16 protein-coding genes and 5 tRNA genes are annotated in these 16664 nt (G+C 41.4%); all 21 read right to left on the reverse strand.

Annotated elements, in window-relative coordinates; genetic code table 11:
* Positions 1-25: 25 nt before the first annotated feature.
* Positions 26-388 carry a 50S ribosomal protein L7/L12 gene (rplL, locus tag H4J46_RS12690; RefSeq protein WP_146877795.1) on the reverse strand — a complete coding sequence of 121 codons (363 nt, stop codon included), beginning with the start codon at positions 386-388 and terminating at the stop codon, positions 26-28.
* A gap of 100 nt (positions 389-488) precedes the next feature.
* Positions 489-983, reverse strand: a complete 495-nt coding sequence (gene rplJ, locus H4J46_RS12695; protein WP_182233840.1) for a 50S ribosomal protein L10 — start codon at positions 981-983, stop codon at positions 489-491.
* 312 nt (positions 984-1295) lie between these two features.
* Positions 1296-1991, reverse strand: a complete 696-nt coding sequence (rplA, locus tag H4J46_RS12700) for a 50S ribosomal protein L1 (RefSeq protein WP_182137226.1) — start codon at positions 1989-1991, stop codon at positions 1296-1298.
* Between the two features lie 2 nt (positions 1992-1993).
* Complete coding sequence (gene rplK / locus H4J46_RS12705) at positions 1994-2422, reverse strand: 50S ribosomal protein L11 (protein WP_182137225.1); 429 nt, start codon at positions 2420-2422, stop codon at positions 1994-1996.
* A 343-nt stretch (positions 2423-2765) separates the two neighbouring features.
* The gene (gene nusG / locus H4J46_RS12710) at positions 2766-3344 is read right to left on the reverse strand and encodes a transcription termination/antitermination protein NusG (protein ID WP_182192308.1); all 579 of its coding nucleotides are present in this window, start codon (positions 3342-3344) and stop codon (positions 2766-2768) included.
* A gap of 9 nt (positions 3345-3353) precedes the next feature.
* The gene (secE, locus tag H4J46_RS12715; protein ID WP_182233841.1) at positions 3354-3737 is read right to left on the reverse strand and encodes a preprotein translocase subunit SecE; all 384 of its coding nucleotides are present in this window, start codon (positions 3735-3737) and stop codon (positions 3354-3356) included.
* 108 nt (positions 3738-3845) lie between these two features.
* A tRNA-Trp gene (locus tag H4J46_RS12720) sits at positions 3846-3922 on the reverse strand.
* Between the two features lie 380 nt (positions 3923-4302).
* Positions 4303-5487, reverse strand: a complete 1185-nt coding sequence (gene tuf, locus H4J46_RS12725) for an elongation factor Tu (RefSeq protein ID WP_182137223.1) — start codon at positions 5485-5487, stop codon at positions 4303-4305.
* Between the two features lie 77 nt (positions 5488-5564).
* Positions 5565-5640: transfer RNA gene (locus H4J46_RS12730), tRNA-Thr, on the reverse strand.
* 16 nt (positions 5641-5656) lie between these two features.
* Positions 5657-5731: transfer RNA gene (locus tag H4J46_RS12735), tRNA-Gly, on the reverse strand.
* 29 nt (positions 5732-5760) lie between these two features.
* Positions 5761-5845 (reverse strand) — tRNA-Tyr (locus H4J46_RS12740).
* 34 nt (positions 5846-5879) lie between these two features.
* Positions 5880-5955: transfer RNA gene (locus H4J46_RS12745), tRNA-Thr, on the reverse strand.
* Between the two features lie 134 nt (positions 5956-6089).
* Positions 6090-6824 (reverse strand): type III pantothenate kinase, encoded by a 735-nt coding sequence (locus tag H4J46_RS12750; RefSeq protein WP_182233842.1) that lies wholly within the window; start codon positions 6822-6824, stop codon positions 6090-6092.
* Positions 6821-7795, reverse strand: coding sequence for a bifunctional biotin--[acetyl-CoA-carboxylase] ligase/biotin operon repressor BirA (gene birA / locus H4J46_RS12755; RefSeq protein ID WP_182233843.1), 975 nt, complete (start codon positions 7793-7795; stop codon positions 6821-6823). Before birA ends, H4J46_RS12750 begins: the two co-directional genes overlap by 4 nt.
* Entirely contained in the window at positions 7792-8826 is a 1035-nt protein-coding gene (gene murB, locus H4J46_RS12760) for a UDP-N-acetylmuramate dehydrogenase (protein ID WP_182233844.1), read from the reverse strand. The genes birA and murB overlap by 4 nt, the downstream gene beginning before the upstream one ends.
* A 250-nt stretch (positions 8827-9076) precedes the next feature.
* Positions 9077-10384 carry an amino-acid N-acetyltransferase gene (gene argA, locus H4J46_RS12765; RefSeq protein ID WP_182233845.1) on the reverse strand — a complete coding sequence of 436 codons (1308 nt, stop codon included), beginning with the start codon at positions 10382-10384 and terminating at the stop codon, positions 9077-9079.
* Between the two features lie 130 nt (positions 10385-10514).
* Complete coding sequence (gene argH / locus H4J46_RS12770; protein WP_182233846.1) at positions 10515-12476, reverse strand: argininosuccinate lyase; 1962 nt, start codon at positions 12474-12476, stop codon at positions 10515-10517.
* Between the two features lie 18 nt (positions 12477-12494).
* Entirely contained in the window at positions 12495-13739 is a 1245-nt protein-coding gene (locus H4J46_RS12775) for an argininosuccinate synthase (protein WP_182137214.1), read from the reverse strand.
* Positions 13740-13848: 109 nt separating this feature from the next.
* A complete protein-coding gene (locus H4J46_RS12780) occupies positions 13849-14763 on the reverse strand; it encodes an ornithine carbamoyltransferase (RefSeq protein ID WP_182233847.1) in 915 nt (304 codons plus the stop codon).
* Between the two features lie 68 nt (positions 14764-14831).
* Entirely contained in the window at positions 14832-15623 is a 792-nt protein-coding gene (gene argB, locus H4J46_RS12785) for an acetylglutamate kinase (RefSeq protein ID WP_182233848.1), read from the reverse strand.
* The gene (gene argC / locus H4J46_RS12790) at positions 15623-16660 is read right to left on the reverse strand and encodes an N-acetyl-gamma-glutamyl-phosphate reductase (protein WP_182233849.1); all 1038 of its coding nucleotides are present in this window, start codon (positions 16658-16660) and stop codon (positions 15623-15625) included. The genes argB and argC overlap by 1 nt, the downstream gene beginning before the upstream one ends.
* Positions 16661-16664: the final 4 nt, after the last annotated feature.

The raw sequence follows: 16664 nt of genomic DNA on the forward strand, positions 1-16664 counted from the left end.
GGCAAATAATCTGTTTAAAAACAGACTATTTGATCTCAACAGAAGCACCTGCTTCTTCAAGAGTTTTCTTAAGCGCTTCAGCTTCAGCTTTATCAACGCCTTCTTTAATTGCTTTTGGAGCTGATTCAACTAAGTCTTTAGCTTCTTTTAAGCCAAGACCTGTAGCGCCACGAACTGCTTTGATTACAGCAACTTTCTTCTCGCCGAAGCTAGTCATAACTACATCAAATTCAGTTTGTTCTTCAACAGCTTCAGCAGGTCCAGCAGCGGCAACAGCAGCTGATGCAGATACGCCAAATTTTTCTTCCATTGCTTCAATAAGTGCAACAACGTCCATTACTGACATTTCAGCAACTGCGTTTAGGATATCGTCTTTAGAAATAGACATTTTAAATTTCCTGTTCAATTAACAACCTGTTGGCTGTTATAAATAACTATAAATACAAAAAGTGCAAATTGTGCTCTTAAATTTAAGAGGTAAACAATTATTAAGCAGCTTCTTGTTCTTTCTGATCGCGTACTGCAGCAATCGTGCGGACCAATTTGCCTGCAGATGCTTCTTTCATTGCGCTCATTAAACGGGCAATTGCTTCGTCGTAAGTTGGTAGCTTAGCTAACATATTTACGTCTACTGCATTGCCTTCAAATGCGGCGGCTTTTAATTCAAACGATGGATTTTTCTTCGCAAAGTCTGTAAATAAACGCGCTGCTGCACCTGGATGCTCGTTTGAGAATGCAATTAACGATGGACCAACCAATGTGTCAGCAACACATTCAAAGTCAGTACCTTGTAAAGCACGACGTGCTAACGTGTTACGGATAACTTTCATCCATACACCGTTTACACGAGCTTCTTTACGTAAAGTCGTTATTGCTTCAACTGAAACACCGCGAGAATCCGCGATTACAGCTGATTGAGCGCCATTAGCAGCTTCTTGAACTTCAGCAACTATTGCTTTTTTGTTATCAAGATTGATAGCCATTGGCTTTACTCCTGGTTCACCGGCAATAAGAAACCGGTATTTACTATCCCTAAGCAAACTAAGATTCGCTTAGGCCGTTACGGCGAGGACCAGAATTAGGAAATACTGGGTAATCACCATCTACGTAGGAAAAATTAAGCTTTCAACGAAGAATCGTCTCGGCTCCTACGGTCTTTGACGGGGTTGTCTAAAGTTAATCAACGCTCATTTACGCTAATTTAAGCAGACAACACCTACCAAAATTTAAGGGGCGAAATTATAGTCTACAATTTAACCCCTGTAAAGCATCGATTATCGACACTTTATTGAAAACTATAGTGTCAAGCTAGCTTGGTTGACGGCAACGCCGGCACCCATAGTAGTTGAAACAGAAATTTTCTTAATGTACTGGCCTTTAGCATTAGCTGGTTTTGCTTTTTTAAGCGCTTCCAGTAATGACTCAAGGTTTTCCTGCAATTTAGCATCGTCGAAATCAGCCTTACCAATGGTAGTATGGATGATACCGTTTTTGTCATTGCGGTAGCGGACTTGACCCGCTTTTGCGTTCTTTATTGCAGTAACAACATCAGGTGTAACTGTGCCAACTTTCGGGTTAGGCATCAGGCCACGTGGACCTAAAATCTGACCTAGTTGACCAACAACACGCATAGCATCTGGTGAAGCAATTACAACGTCAAAGTCCATTACACCGGCTTTAACTTGCTCTGCTAAATCTTCCATACCTACGATGTCAGCACCGGCTTCTCTCGCTTTATCAGCGTTAGCGCCTTGAGTAAATACAGCAACACGAACGTCACGGCCTGTACCATTTGGTAGTACAGTCGCGCCACGTACGTTTTGATCTGATTTACGAGCATCGATGCCAAGGTTTACGGCAACATCTACGCTTTCACGAAATTTAGCAGTAGCTAATTCTTTTAATAAAGAAAGTGCTTCAGCGATGTCATATTCTTTTAATACGTCTACTTTTTCACGGATAAGACGAGTGCGTTTTGATAATTTAGTCATAATTAATCCTCTACCACTAAACCCATTGAACGAGCAGAGCCCGCAATGGTACGCACTGCAGCTTCCAAAGAACCAGCAGTAAGATCGGCTTCTTTCATCTTAACAATTTCTTCAAGTTGTGCTGTAGTAACAGTACCAACTTTATCAGTGTTAGGACGACCTGAACCACTCTTAACACCAGCAGCTTTTAGAAGTAAATAAGCAGCGGGTGGAGTTTTTGTTTCAAATGTAAAAGAACGGTCAGCATAAACAGTAATAACTACTGGTACTGGAGCGCCTTTTTCCAAAGAATCAGTTTTTGCGTTAAACGCTTTACAAAATTCCATGATGTTGACACCGTGTTGACCTAGTGCAGGACCAACTGGCGGTGACGGATTTGCTGCACCAGCAGCAACTTGTAGCTTAATTAAAGCTGTGACTTTTTTAGCCATGGTTTTAATACCTTTAGTATGGGTTCAAACGCTGATGATTAAAAACAGCTCCCCGTTAACAAAAAATCGATTTTTTCTTCATCAGATAAAATCGGCAGCAGATTATATATTATTACAAGGTGGTAGTGCAAGCCAAGATGCTTTATTTGTATAAAAAAAGACCACGGAGCGCTATCAGTAAGGGAATGGCGGGATCTACTCATTCATTTCCATTATTTCCTCCCTGTAACAACATAGTAAAATAATTCACAGGAAGAAAAAAAGAGGACTGCAGGAGAAGCAATAGATCAGAGGATATAAAAAAGCCAGAGTGAGACTCTGGCTTTTTAGGGAATATTTATTGCTAGCCTTTTTCGACTTGCCCAAATTCCAAATCAACAGGTGTTGAACGACCAAAAATAAGCACAGATACTTTAATGCGATTTTTCTCGTAATCAAGTTCTTCAACAACACCATTAAAGTCAGCAAATGGACCGTCAATAACGCGTACCACTTCACCTGGTTCAAACAATGTTTTAGGTTTAGGTTTGTCAGTGTCCTCAAGGCGTTGTAAAATTCGATCAGCCTCTTTTTGTGAAATAGGTGCTGGTCTTTCTTTAGTGCCACCAATAAAACCTAACACACGCGGCACACTTTTAACTAAATGCCATGATTCATCGTCTAATTCCATATGAACTAAGACATAGCCTGGAAAAAATTTACGTGAACTTTTACGCTTTTGCCCGGCGCGCATCTCAATAACTTCTTCAGTTGGCACAAGTATATCGCCAAACTTTTCTTCTAAACCATGAATACCAATATGCTCAAGCAATGTTTTTTGCACACGGCCTTCATAGCCAGAGAAAGCTTGAACTACATACCAACGTAATTTAGGATTGTTATTTTTTTCAGGCGTATCTGTAATTGTAATTTCTTCAGTCATGACGGTACCTTAACCTACTTTTAATCCAGTAATTAATCCAACTACCCAGAACAGAACTGAATCTAGACCCCAAAGCAATAAAGACATAATTAATGTTGCTACTAATACTATACCCGTTGTTTGCACGGCTTCTTGACGTGTTGGCCAAACCACTTTGCGTACTTCAGTACGAGACTCTTTAGCAAATGCTACAGCTGTACTGCCTTTAACTGTTTGCATAGCAATAAGCCCTGCAATAACAATAGCAGCAACTACCGCTATAGCGCGCACGAGAATTGATTGTTCAGCAAAAATGTAATTACCAACAACAGCACCAGCTAAAAGTAAAACAATTACGCCCCACTTTAAAAAATCAAATGAACCACTTGGTTCAGCTTCAGTATTTGCATTCATATCTACTACCCGTAATTACATGTCTAATCTAAGACAAAGCACCCCGATACAATCGAAGTTAAAATCTAAAGCCCCTATTATTTTATTAATAAGCACTTTACTCAAAAATGGCAGGGGTAGAGAGATTCGAACTCCCAACCGTCGGTTTTGGAGACCGCTGTTCTACCAATTGGAACTATACCCCTTCAATCTGTACTTACACTTACCGAGTGATTCTTAGTTGTTTGGGAATTAAGAGAGACTCTAGAAGTGAGGCGCTATTATACTAATCAAAATATTTTACTCAAGGACTATTTTCGAGTTTTAACTAGATGCTGCATCAGCCTTGCTTTTTCACCCTGCTTATTAGCTTTTATAAATAGTATTGGCACTCAACAATGTGCAAAAAAGACGCCTAAGCGTCTTTTTTTATTGTGTTAATGTTTTCTAAAATTAAGCAATAATTCGTTAAGATAAGAGCGATACCACACCAGCAACTACTGACCTATTTCCACTTTACTATAGCTCAGCTGCAAAAAAAAAGACGCCTAAGCGTCTTTTTTTATTGTGTTAATGTCTTCTAAAATTAAGCGATAATTTTAGATACAACACCAGCACCAACTGTACGACCACCTTCACGGATAGCGAAGCGTAAACCTTCGTCCATCGCAACTGGGTTGATAAGCTCTACAACAAACTTCAAGTTGTCGCCTGGCATTACCATTTCAACACCTTCAGGAAGCTCTACTGCACCAGTAATATCCGTTGTACGGAAGTAAAACTGTGGACGGTAGCCTTTAAAGAATGGCGTATGACGACCACCTTCATCTTTGCTTAGTACATAAACTTCTGACTCAAACTTAGTATGAGGTAAGATTGAACCAGGCTTACATAGTACTTGACCACGTTCAACGTCTTCACGCTTAAGACCACGAAGAAGAACACCACAGTTCTCGCCAGCACGACCTTCGTCAAGTAACTTGCGGAACATTTCAACACCAGTACAAGTAGATGTTTGTGTGTCACGAATACCAACAACTTCAACTGCGTCGCCGATTTTAACAATACCGCGTTCAACACGACCTGTTACAACCGTACCACGACCTGAGATTGAGAATACATCTTCGATAGGCATGATGAATGCTCCATCAATTGCACGCTCTGGCTCTGGAATGTAGTTATCTAATGCATCAGCAAGTTCGATTACTTTCGCTTCCCATTTCTCGTCGCCTTGAAGAGCGCCAAGTGCTGAACCTTGAATTACCGGTAAATCATCACCTGGGAAGTCATATTCAGAAAGAAGTTCACGAACTTCCATTTCTACTAATTCTAATAATTCATCATCATCAACAACATCACATTTGTTCATGAATACTATGATGAAAGGTACACCAACTTGACGTGATAACAAGATGTGCTCACGTGTTTGTGGCATAGGACCATCTGTAGCAGCAACTACTAAGATAGCGCCATCCATTTGTGCAGCACCAGTGATCATGTTTTTGATGTAATCGGCGTGACCAGGACAATCTACGTGCGCGTAGTGACGTGCAGCTGTATCATACTCAATGTGAGAAGTATTAATCGTAATACCACGTTCACGTTCTTCAGGAGCGTTATCGATTTGTGCGAAGTCTTTAACTTCACCGCCGTGAACTTTAGTTAATACCGCAGAGATAGCGGCTGTTAAAGTTGTTTTACCGTGATCGACGTGACCGATAGTACCAACGTTAACATGCGGTTTTAAACGTTCAAATTTTGCTTTAGCCATCTTAAAGTACCTCTGGGTAGATTAAATCTATTAATTTCTTAGTCAACATTGATTAATCTATAGAAGGCCTAAAGAAGTGGTGCTGATAGGCAGATTCGAACTGCCGACCTCACCCTTACCAAGGGTGCGCTCTACCAACTGAGCCATATCAGCATTTCTCTATAAAGACTGGAGCGGGTGGCGGGAATCGAACCCGCTTCATCAGCTTGGAAGGCTGAGGTAATAGCCAGTATACGACACCCGCTAAATTCTATCAGATTATCTCTGTTAAAATGGTGGAGGGAGGTGGATTCGAACCACCGAAGGCTGAGCCGTCAGATTTACAGTCTGATCCCTTTGGCCACTCGGGAACCCCTCCAAATTTTAATATCACATTACAAGTAATGTATTAATGGTGCCGACTGCCGGAGTCGAACTGGCGACCTACTGATTACAAGTCAGTTGCTCTACCAACTGAGCTAAGTCGGCACTACATTAAGTGGTGCGAATTCTAGAGTAATGTTTTCGTGCTTGCAACAGCAAAATGCAAATAATAAGCATGTTTTTATGCGTTTGATGGTTTTTTACCCACAATCACAAATTTTCAACTATAAACACTGACCTTAGCGCGCTTGAAAACAACTTAAACCAAGAAAAACTAACTTAGGTTCAAGTTGACAGTACTCAGCCATTAGCTTTGCAATCTGTTCTCCATTGCCACCCGTTATCAGTACCTTGTCGAGTGTCAACAAATTATTTGCTTGAATAATAGCTTCTTTAATCGCCCCTATGGTCATCGCCCAACTACCATGGTTCAAGCAATTTGAGCTGTCCTGACCAAAGGATATACTTGCAGTAACTTTAGGTGTGGCGATAATTTTAGTGGTGCGGATTAATAAACTATCAAATAAGGTTTGTACACCCGGCATGATCCAACCACCAAAATGCTGACCATTCGCCGCTAACAGATCAACAGTTGTTGCAGTGCCGGCATCGATAATAAGTAAGTTTTTTTGTGGATAAAGCTGTTTCGCCCCTATCATAGCCAGCCAACGATCAACGCCTAGGCTTTCTGGCTGCTGATACGACGAGGATATTCCAAACGCGCTTGCTGAACTCTGTACTTGTACAAAAGCGATATTATAGTCTGTTACCCACTTGTCGATCGCATCATGCACTAGGTTACCATGCACGTTAGCAAGAATAACTTCGCTCACCTGTGAAAATTTACCTTGCGATAACTGTGCTTGAAAAGTGTGATAGTTAAGATAAACAATGTCAGAAAGTGGTGCAGAAACACCAGATGCTTGAAAAACATATTTTACTTGGGTATTACCAACATCAATTAACAGCCTCATAACCCAGCCCTTAGACTAACTTCACCACCATACACCGGACTTACTTGGCCATTTACCTCCAACATCAATGCCCCTTGGCCGTTAATACCCCGACAAATACCTCGGGTAACTTTCTCACCAGTAATTAAAGCAACAGGTTTGTTAATGTAGAAATCTTGTGCATGCCACTGAGTCACCATAGTATTGATGCCCGTTTCGCTGTGAACTTTTAAACGCCTATGTAAGGCTGCAATGATGTTGGCCGCTAACATGTTTCGATCAATATCAACACCTATAGCACTCGACAAATCAATCCATGGTTGATCAACTAATACAGCACTCTTGACGGGCATTTTAATATTGAGGCCAATACCAATAACACAATGACATGGCTCCATCGCTTGACCTTCGAGATCAATTAAAATGCCGGCAAGTTTAACGCCATTGAAATAAATATCATTTGGCCACTTCAATTCAACATCCACTTGATAAAGTGCTTTTATTGCATCACTCACCGCCAATGCCGCCACAACACTTAACCCCATGGCTGCTGACATACCTTGCTCTAAATACCAATACATTGACAAGTAAATGTGTGAGCCAAAAGGTGAAATCCATTGTCGCCCCCTTCGTCCTCGACCAGCACTTTGATATTCAGCAATACACACTTGCCCGATAACATTTTGGTTTGGCAAACGGCGCATCAAATAACTATTCGTTGAGTCGATTAAGTTATGAACTTCTACCTTGGCACTAGTATTTTGCTCAGCCAATTTTGCAACGATGAGACTTTCGTTGAGCAGTTCAATGGGTTCAGCTAATCGATAGCCTTTGCCGGTGACACTAAAAATATCAAAGCCCATTTCTTGTAATGCACTAATATGCTTTGAAATAGCCGCGCGACTGACGCCGAGCTCTTCGCCTATAGCTTGCCCCGACAAAAACTCACCTTTAACCAATTTTTTAATCAACTGCTCACGAATTGCTTTCATTGTTGGCACCCTGTATTGATATGACTTAGCTCACCATCAGCGCCGATAAATCTAACTTCTGGTATCAATTGAAGATTAAATTTGGCCATGATTTTTTCCTGAATATAGACTGATAAAGCGACAATATGCTCACCCTGCTTACTGTCATAGTTAATAACCACTAAAGCTTGGTTTTCATGCACACCCACACCCCCATCACGAAAACCTTTAAGACCTGCTTGCTCAATCAGCCAACCTGCGGCTAACTTTATTTCACCACTTTGTTGTCGATAATAAGGCATCTTTGGATACTGCTGCTGTAAAGCATGAAAAAAATCTTCACTGACCAGTGGATTTTTAAAAAAGCTGCCCGCATTAGGTAGTCGTTTAGGCTCAGGTAATTTTGCCTGACGTAACTGGATAACTTTTGCCATAATAGCCTGTGGAGTCACGGGGGCGATAATAGTGTTTAAGCCCTGATAACTGTCGACTGGCTGCCAAGCTTTTGGCAATGAAAAATGCACCTGGGTAATAATACCTTTGCCGTTTAATGCCTGTTTAAAAATACTGTTACGATAGCCAAATTGACACGCGGCGTTACTATAATCTATCAACTTTTTCTGAGCAAAATCAAACCAAGTAACACGTTCAATAAAGTCGCTCACTTCAACACCGTAAGCACCAATATTTTGTACCGGCGCGGCACCGACACTGCCGGGGATAAGGGCCAAATTTTCTAAACCGTATATAGCGCGATTAATGCAAAACAAAACCAAGTTATGCCAATTTTCACCACAAGCGGCACTTACCTGAAAATATTCATCGTGTTCAGTGACATCAATGCCCATTAAGCTGGGTTTGATAATGATTGGTGCTTTCGCTTGGCAGAATAAGGTGTTTGTGCCCTCTCCCAGAATATAAGACCTGAGCGCTTTATCCGTGTTTATTTCAAACAGTTCTTTAACAGTAGACGGGAACAGTATCTCAGCGGTAACGGCTGGTACATTTAAGCTATTTAATGCTTGTAAAGGGAAGTTAGCGCGTGTTTTCATAACAGTGACTATAATAAATTTGCCTTATTGTACGCAAAAATAGCCTTCGCATAAACAGTGCTAACCATAGTTATACTGATAGGGCTAATTTATTCAATCGGTTGCTATAAACTGAAATTGGGATAAGTGCTCGATAAACGGCTGAGAATTTGTTGTCGGCATTGCAGTGCTGGTGACGAAGTGTTAGTAATTAATTGGGTGTTTTACCGCGTTAAATCAGCTATTGCTTGATAAAAACACCCCTGAAGTATTATATGGCTTTAGTAAAGGCTTTAGATTTCCGTTGAATATTATATAGCTGTTGCTTACCTTCCGGTAACTTATCAATCGCCTGTTCGCTATAACCTTGCTCAATAAACCAGTGTGCGCTGACCGTAGTGAGTACGAAAATTGATGCCAGGTTTTGTCTTTTCGCCGCCTGCTCTAGTGCTTGAATAAGACGAATACCTCGATTGCCACCACGATAATCTGGGTGAATAACTAAGCAGGCTATTTCACCTGTTCTTGCTTCTGGGTAAGGATAAAGAGCCGCACAAGCGATGATAACATCTTCCTTTTTAATCACCGTAAAGCGGTCAATTTCAATTTCAAGCAACTCGCGGGAGCGTTTAACCAGCACACCCTCTTCTTCTAGTGGCGCGATTAATTCTACTATGCCACCAACATCATCAATACTGGCAGCTGACAATTGCTCTTGATAGTCTTTGGCAATCAAGGTGCCTGCACCGTCACGGGTAAATAGCTCTTGTAATAACGCGCTATCACTGGTGTAACTGACACTATGACAACGCTCTACCCCTTGTTTGCCACATTGTATAATTGCTTGTAACAGTAATTGCTGAACATGATCTTCTTGCTCTGCAAGTAAACTACTAACGGTCGCTACCCCACAACTTCGAATTAAGGCCCCCTGCTTATCGAGTAACCCTGATTGTTCAGTTAACGTGATAAGTTTGTCAGCTTTTAACGCTATCGCGGTTTTTGAGGCCACATCTTCTAACGCTAAATTAAACACTTCACCCGTTGATGAATAACCCACCGGCGATAACAAAACTATTGAGCCAAAATTTAATTGGGTATTAATACCTTCAGCGTCAATTCGACGCACCAAGCCAGTATACTTAAAGTCAATTCCGTCACGCACACCAATAGGCTTAGCAATAACAAAATTACCGGTACTGACCCGAATTTGCGCACCATGCATAGGTGAGTTAACTAAGCCCATGGTTAACAAGGCTTCAATATGAATACGCAACGAACCGGTGGCGTCTTTTACCGCTGTCAAGGTCTCGGCGTCAGTAACACGTATATTACCTTCAATTTGTTGCACTAGGTCACGAGCAATGAGTCGTTCTTCGATTTGCACGCGCGCACCATGCACCAAAACCAACTTAACGCCCAAACTTCTTAACAAAGCTATATCATGAATGATATTGGCAAAGTTTGGGTGTTGTATCGCCTCACCACCAAACATCAAGACAAAGGTTTTACCACGGTGGGCATTTATATAGGGCGCTGCATTTCTAAACCACTTTACATTATCTTCATTACTATTCATGGCATCTGATCACTAATATCTATCACTTATCTTAATACGTATATATAACTTATGAATAATTTATATATACCCGCTCAACTTGAAGGTATAAATTTGTGCAAGTCGAGAACGGGTATAAACATTAAAGTAGCTAAACTTTTTCAGCACAACGATTAACAATATATTCCATGGCAACTTCATCTTCAGGGTTTTTATGTGGGCTTTGCTCACTGTCTTCTATGATGTTGTCTGCTAAAGAATGTTTATCAATTAAATTAAACCCTAACTGTTCGAAATAGCTTGGAATATAAGTCAGCACAATAATTTTTTGTAGTTGTATTTGATGAGCAAATTCTAATAAATATTGTACCAGTGCTTGCCCTTGACCTTGACCTTGGGCAGTTTTATCAATCACTAAGCTACGAATCTCAGCAAGACCTGTTTGGTAGATATACAGTGATGCACAGCCGACTACCGCGCCGTCAACTTCAACAACAACAAAATTTTGTACCGCATGAATAATATTGTCGCGACTGCGAGGCAGTATTTCACCACGCTCGGCCCAGTAATTAACCAAGGCTGAGATACTGTCAATATCCGACATTCTTGCTCTGCGCACCGCCATAGCTGCTGCACGCTGGGCATTTAAACGTTGTTTTACTTGTTTTAAGGTTAAGTTGATTTGCGTTTTACTTGGCGCACCTAAGACTTGGGTATTTAAGGTATCTTGGTTATCCGCTAAAATATTGCCTGACTGAACTTCTGCTAAGGCTTTGTCGACTTGCTGACGAGAAGTGCCGCCGATAGCGTCGCGCTTATCTAAACAAGATTCAATCGATAAATGTTGGTAGACATCTTGTTCGATCCTGTCGCTAAATTTTTGCAGTTGTGCAATTGAAAAATCTTCTAACGCGTGTCCAGCATCAATAGCGGCCAATACAACTTCACCAACAATGTGATGCGCTTCTCGAAAGGGAATATCTTTGCTAACAAGGTAGTCAGCAAGCTCGGTTGAATTGGCATAACCTTGCTGAGCCGCCGCTAAAGTACGCGCACGATTGACTGTTAAACCTTCAGCAATTAATACGGCCATCTGCATGCATTCTTGCCAAGTATCAAGCGCATCAAATAAGCCCTCTTTATCTTCTTGCATGTCTTTATTGTAAGCCAGTGGTAAAGCTTTCATGGTCATCATCATACCCGTGAGTGAACCCATCACTCGCCCAGCTTTGCCGCGCAGTAATTCACAAGCGTCTGGGTTTTTCTTTTGTGGCATTAATGACGAACCTGAGCTAACTAAATCGCTCATTTCAACAAAGCCGGCTTCACCTGAATTGTAAAAAACCAAGTCTTCTGCAAAACGAGATAAATGCATCATACTAATACTGGCGGTTGATAATAATTCAATCACATGATCACGGTCTGAAACTGCATCTAAGCTATTCAGTGTGGCACTACGAAAGCCAAGATTATGGGCCAGTTTTTCACGATCAATCGGATAAGCGGTACCAGCTAAGGCCCCAGAGCCTAGAGGTGAAGTGTCAGCGCGATACAAGGCGTCTTTTAGGCGACCAATATCACGGTTAAACATTTCAACATAAGCCAAACACCAATGGCCAAAGGTGATCGGTTGTGCGCGTTGCAAATGGGTGTAGCCTGGCAATACTGTATTACGCTCACGTTCAGCCAGGTCTAATACTGCCTGCTGTAAATTCACTAAGGCATAAAGTAGATCATTGCCAGTTTCTTTACACCACAGTTTTAAATCAGTGGCTACTTGGTCATTTCGACTTCGACCCGTATGTAACTTTTTGCCTAAATCACCAGTTTTTTCTATGAGGTTAATTTCCACCCAACTGTGAATATCTTCCGCGTCAGACGCTAAAATTTGTTTTGGATTTTCTTCAACTGAAGCTTTTAATGCTAATAATGCCGCTTTTAATTCTTCAAACTCAGCTTGGCTTAAGACATTAACCGTAGTTAATGCTTCAGCCCAGGCAATAGAACCAACAATGTCTTGCACTGCCAAACGATAATCAACAGGTAAAGAGTCATTAAACTTTTTAAACTGCACACTGGCTTGCTCTTTAAACCGTCCACCCCATAATGCCATTTCTAAATTCCTCTACCTTTATTTTTTTGCAGTAATTACTGAGTCTGCTTGTTTAAGTGCGGTAATTCTACTGGATAAGCTAAACAAACGAATAAAACCTTCCGCATGTTTTTGGTCATAAACATCATCAGCGCCAAAAGTGGCAAACGCTTCTGAATATAAGCTGTTTGGTGAACGACGCTGAGTCACTTGTGCCATACCTTTATAAAGCTTGACGACGACATCACCAGTAACTTTTTCAGCAAAAGAAGCGGCAGAGGCAAGTTGTGCTTTTGCAAGTGGTGTAAACCAACGACCGTCATAAATGACGTGTGAGAACTCATGACCAACAGATTCACGATACTTTAACGACTCTTTGTCTAGTATTAATGATTCCAGCCCTTTATAAGCTGCCATTAAAACGGTACCGCCGGGTGTTTCATAACAACCACGAGACTTCATACCAACTAAACGGTTTTCGACAATGTCGATACGGCCAACACCATGTGCAGCGGCTTTTTCGTTTAAATACATTAATGACTGATAAGCCGACATTGGCTCGCCATCGACGGCAACTAACTCACCTTTATCAAAGCTGAGCATTACCTTGCCGGCTTCGTTCGGTGCGTCCATAGGGTCAACTGTCATGGTCCACACTTCTTTTGAAGGCTCACACCAAGGGTCTTCTAACTCGCCACCTTCATGCGATATATGCCAAGCATTAGCGTCACGACTATAAATTTTAGTTAATGAAGCCGAACAAGGGATATTACGCTCAGCTAAATAATCTAATAAGTCTTCACGTGAAACCATATCCCACTCACGCCAAGGGGCAATGACGGTTAGCTGTGGTGCTAAAGCAGCAAAACAAGCTTCGAAGCGCACTTGGTCGTTACCTTTACCCGTGCAACCATGACAAACCGCATCAGCACCCACTTTTAAGGCAATTTCAATATGTGCTTTGGCGATTACTGGACGCGCCATTGAGGTACCTAATAAATACTGGCCTTCATAAACCGCACCAGTTTTAATAATGGGGTAAATATAGTCTTTAACATATTCTTCTTTTAAGTCAACCACATAGCATTCTGAAGCACCTGATGCGATAGCCTTTTCTTTAATGCCGACAAGCTCTTCTTCACCCTGGCCTACATCAGCACAAAATGCCACCACTTCACAACCTTGATAATTCTCTTTTAACCACGGGATAATAGCTGAGGTATCTAAACCACCTGAATAGGCCAACACTACTTTTTTAATATCTTTTTTTGCTGCTAAAGCCATGATTTATTCCTTAATAATATTTTATCATCAAGCTAGCCAACAACGAGTCATTGGCTAGCTTGAAATGTTTTTAAATTTAATTTACTTCATCTGCTTAGTAGAACAGAGATCAATCTGCTAATAAAGTCACTAACACCGCGTTTTGTGCCCACATGCGATTTTCAGCCGACTGGAAAGCCACTGACATTTCGCTATCAAACAGCTCAGTGGTAATTTCTTCTTCAAGATGCGCGGGTTGGCAATGCATAACAATACTTGCCCCTGCCTTTGCCATCACTTGATGGTTCACTTGATACGGTTTAAAGGTCGCTAAAACATCAGCAACATTGGTATTATCACCCATAGATATCCAGGTGTCAGTGTAAATAGCATCTTGTTGACCTAATTCAGCTATATCATGGGTTAAAGATAATTTAGTCCCTGATGCTGCACTAAAGCTCATGGCTTTATTATACATTTGTCCATCAGGGCCATGCCCTACTGGGCAAACTAACGTAAAATCAACCCCTACGATTGCTGCCATTAGCATTAATGAATTAGACACATTGTTTGCATCACCAATGTAAGCCAGTTTGATTTTACTCAGATCAGAAAAATTTTCTGCTAAAGTAACAAAGTCAGCTAATGCTTGGCATGGATGATACAGGTCACACAGTGCATTAATCACAGGTACACTGCCATGCTGGGCCAGTTGCTCTATTGAGTTGTTGCTAAAAACTCGTGCAACAATAGCATCGGCATAGCAAGAAAGGTTCTTAGCATAGTCGCTAACTCGCTCACGTTCACCTAATTTACCGTTTTGTTGGCCTAAATACAGGGCATGACCCCCTAATTTATTAATGCCAATATCAAAACTAACATGGGTTCTTAGCGAGGGTTTTTCAAAAATCATGGCAACTGACTTACCGTCCAAGGCCTGAGAGTAATTTTCAGGTTGCTGTTTTATATCACGTGCCAAGGTAATTAAGTCGAGTATTTGTGCTTTATTTAACTGATCATCAGCTAAGAAGTGCTGTAAATTCATCAATCTTTAATCCTGTGCGAAACCGGTTAACAACTTGTCTTATGACAATTAAAATGGCTTATATGAAACTAACAACCATTAGGCTGTATACGGGTGCCAATACTGACGCCGTTGAGCAAATCGACAATTTGCTCAGGTGATTGCCAACTAGCAACCGCGATACTTCGTCGTAACTGATTCGCGGCTCGCAATGCTGCGTTTACTTTAGCAGTCATGCCTCCGGCAATAACGCCACTGGTAATAAGTTGTTCTGCTTGCTGAGCATTGAGTGAACTTAAATACTCGCCCGTTGCCCCTTTAACACCGTTAACATCGGTCAACAGCAATAATTCAGCATTAAGCAACTGACATATCACTACCGCGGCATCATCAGCATTAACATTGACTAACTCACCATTCTCTAAAGCACCAATGGATGAAACAATAGGTAAAAATTTTGCTTTTAATAGCGTATCTAATAACGCGCTACTATAAGGTTTAGGTACACCCACTTGGCCTAATGCTAGAGGGCTTAATTGGCACCGCACCATCTGACCGTCGGTAAGTGACAAACCAACAGCGGGTAGTTTTAAACTCGCCGCACTGGCCACAATAGCTTTATTAACATTGCCAGCTAGCGCACCACTAATAATCGGCATTTGCTCTTTGGGTGTCACTCGTAAACCATGTTTTTTTTCAGTAACAAAACCTGCTTGAGCAAGCATTTCATCCACCACACAGCCACCACCGTGAACAATAACTACAGGTTGATCTTTTAAACTGGCAATCACAGTTAACAATGAAGCTAAGGCTGAGATATTGCCTTGATTATAACCATCTAAAATAGCGCCGCCAATTTTGATCACAACAGGCTTCTTCATCAGTAATTCCCTGCAGTTAATAGGCTATATTCACTCGCTAAGCCCAAGCTAATATTGGCACATTGTATGGCTTGTGACGCCGCCCCTTTTAACAAATTGTCAATAGCGCAGCTCACCACCACCACCTGTTTTTCTTCATCAACTAACCAATGAACATCAGCAAATGGGCTATAGGCCACATGGTCTATTTTAGGCCAGGTGTTTACTATTCTCACCAATGGCGTGTCTTGGTAGGCTTTTGTAAAGGCACTGTCAACTTGTTGACTAGTAACCCCAGCTTTTAACTGTAAGGTCACTGTCACTAATAATCCACGTTTGTAAGGGGCTAAATGTGGATTAAAAATCACCTCAACGTTAGCTTCTTGACTAATTTCTGGCTGATGCCTGTGCTGCAAAATATTGTACGGGGTTAAGCTCACTTCACAAAAACTGGTCGCTAATGACGCTTTGCGACCGGCCCCCGTGACGCCACTAATACCATTAACCACAATTAATGAATTCTCTTGATGAAGATCATTGCTGGTGATGGGCTTTAACGCTAATAAACTAGCGGTTGGGTAACACCCTGGCACAGCAATTAAATTGCTGGTAGCAATCTCGGCGGCTTGCCATTCGGCTAAACCATATTGAGCCTGTTGTAGTGCGTTTAACGCTTGATGTTCAAAACCATAATGCACGGGATATTGCTTAGCGTCTTTTAAACGAAAACCACCCGATAAATCGAACACTTTAACATCTTGATCAATAAAGGCTTGGGCCCATTGCGCACTAAACTCATGGGGTGTGGCAAAAAATACCGCATCAACCTTGTGTTTAGAAGCACTAATATGTTGCTCAAACCATTGTGGAGAAAAAGGCTCTAGCGGCAAATCACATATACCTTGCCAACGAGCATGTAATTGTGAAAAATTTTGACCACTAGAGGTACCATTTTCAGACACCAATAAATGTTGAATTGATATTTTATTATGCTGTGTTAACAAGCCAATTAATTCAGCCCCTACATATCCACTTGCACCAATAACTACGACGTTCATTTAC

The sequence above is a fragment of the Colwellia sp. MB02u-6 genome, assembly GCF_014077095.1.
GTDB lineage: Bacteria > Pseudomonadota > Gammaproteobacteria > Enterobacterales > Alteromonadaceae > Cognaticolwellia.

Excerpts from the sequence above, each read along its gene's own strand:
- argC (WP_182233849.1), bottom strand. The coding sequence starts at position 16,660 with ATGAACGTCGTAGTTATTGGTGCAAGTGGATATGTAGGGGCTGAATTA.
- rplL (WP_146877795.1), bottom strand. The coding sequence starts at position 388 with ATGTCTATTTCTAAAGACGATATCCTAAACGCAGTTGCTGAAATGTCA.
- murB (WP_182233844.1), bottom strand. The coding sequence starts at position 8,826 with ATGAAAACACGCGCTAACTTCCCTTTACAAGCATTAAATAGCTTAAAT.
- rplJ (WP_182233840.1), bottom strand. The coding sequence starts at position 983 with ATGGCTATCAATCTTGATAACAAAAAAGCAATAGTTGCTGAAGTTCAA.
- H4J46_RS12775 (WP_182137214.1), bottom strand. The coding sequence starts at position 13,739 with ATGGCTTTAGCAGCAAAAAAAGATATTAAAAAAGTAGTGTTGGCCTAT.
- argA (WP_182233845.1), bottom strand. The coding sequence starts at position 10,384 with ATGAATAGTAATGAAGATAATGTAAAGTGGTTTAGAAATGCAGCGCCC.
- H4J46_RS12780 (WP_182233847.1), bottom strand. The coding sequence starts at position 14,763 with ATGAATTTACAGCACTTCTTAGCTGATGATCAGTTAAATAAAGCACAA.
- nusG (WP_182192308.1), bottom strand. The coding sequence starts at position 3,344 with ATGACTGAAGAAATTACAATTACAGATACGCCTGAAAAAAATAACAAT.
- secE (WP_182233841.1), bottom strand. The coding sequence starts at position 3,737 with ATGAATGCAAATACTGAAGCTGAACCAAGTGGTTCATTTGATTTTTTA.
- argH (WP_182233846.1), bottom strand. The coding sequence starts at position 12,476 with ATGGCATTATGGGGTGGACGGTTTAAAGAGCAAGCCAGTGTGCAGTTT.
- H4J46_RS12750 (WP_182233842.1), bottom strand. The coding sequence starts at position 6,824 with ATGAGGCTGTTAATTGATGTTGGTAATACCCAAGTAAAATATGTTTTT.
- tuf (WP_182137223.1), bottom strand. The coding sequence starts at position 5,487 with ATGGCTAAAGCAAAATTTGAACGTTTAAAACCGCATGTTAACGTTGGT.
- rplK (WP_182137225.1), bottom strand. The coding sequence starts at position 2,422 with ATGGCTAAAAAAGTCACAGCTTTAATTAAGCTACAAGTTGCTGCTGGT.
- rplA (WP_182137226.1), bottom strand. The coding sequence starts at position 1,991 with ATGACTAAATTATCAAAACGCACTCGTCTTATCCGTGAAAAAGTAGAC.
- argB (WP_182233848.1), bottom strand. The coding sequence starts at position 15,623 with ATGAAGAAGCCTGTTGTGATCAAAATTGGCGGCGCTATTTTAGATGGT.
- birA (WP_182233843.1), bottom strand. The coding sequence starts at position 7,795 with ATGAAAGCAATTCGTGAGCAGTTGATTAAAAAATTGGTTAAAGGTGAG.